The organism is Novosphingobium profundi (assembly GCF_018491765.1).
GTDB classification, from domain to species: Bacteria; Pseudomonadota; Alphaproteobacteria; order Sphingomonadales; family Sphingomonadaceae; genus Novosphingobium; species Novosphingobium profundi.
Window position 1 is genome coordinate 1 of sequence record NZ_JABWCU010000073.1, and the last position, 884, is coordinate 884.

The 884-nt window shown below is 59.5% G+C and carries 1 protein-coding gene; it reads right to left on the minus strand.

What is annotated here, in order from left to right; genetic code table 11:
• Positions 1-53: 53 nt before the first annotated feature.
• Entirely contained in the window at positions 54-818 is a 765-nt protein-coding gene (locus HT136_RS26065; RefSeq protein ID WP_214202656.1) for an IS6 family transposase, read from the minus strand.
• Between the last annotated feature and the right edge of the window lie 66 nt (positions 819-884).

An 884-nucleotide genomic window follows, 5' to 3' on the forward strand; every position in this document is an offset into this window, starting at 1 on the left:
GGCTCTGTTGCAAACATTTGGGATCGCCGAACGACACCGCGCCTTTTTGGGGATCAGGCAGCATCGGCGAAATGCTGATTGAGCATGTCCATGGCCTCGGTCATGGCCGAGGGGCCAATACCAAATGATCGTTCGATCAGACGCACCTCTCCCTTGATCCCTGGCTGCAGGCACCACGGCCGGGCCTGCCCTTTGCGTAGGGCGCGCATGACCTCGAAGCCTTTGATCGTAGCGTAGGCCGTGGGCATCGATTTGAAACCGCGCACGGGCTTGATCAGCATCTTGAGCTTGCCATGGTCGGCCTCGAGCACATTGTTCAGGTATTTCACCTGCCGGTGTTCGGTTTCCGGGGCGAGCTTCCCTTCTCGTTTCAGCTCGGCGATCGCGGCGCCGTAGCTGGGTGCCTTGTCGGTGTTGAGCTTCGTCGGTTTTTCCCAGTCCTTCAGGCCACGAAGAGCCTTGCCTAGGAAGCGCTTCGCGGCTTTGGCGCTGCGGGTCGACGACAGGAAGAAGTCGATCGTGTCACCCCGTTTGTCGACGGCCCGGTAGAGGTAGGCCCATTTACCCCGCACCTTGACGTAAGTCTCATCGAGACGCCAGCTCGGATCAAAGCCGCGCCGCCAGAACCAGCGCAACCGCTTCTCCATCTCCGGCGCGTAGCGCTGCACCCAGCGATAGATGGTCGTGTGATCGACATTGATGCCACGCTCGGCTAGCATTTCCTCGAGATCACGGTAGCTGATGCCGTACCGGCAATACCAGCGTACCGCCCACAGGATGACCTCTCCGGTAAAATGCCGCCCTTTGAAATCGTCCATCACAACCGACCTTACCAATCCAAGGACCCAACCTTGGCAACCGCAGCAGAGTTTGCAACAGAGCCC

Coding starts and splice junctions, on each gene's coding strand:
- HT136_RS26065 (WP_214202656.1), bottom strand. CDS start 818: ATGGACGATTTCAAAGGGCGGCATTTTACCGGAGAGGTCATCCTGTGG.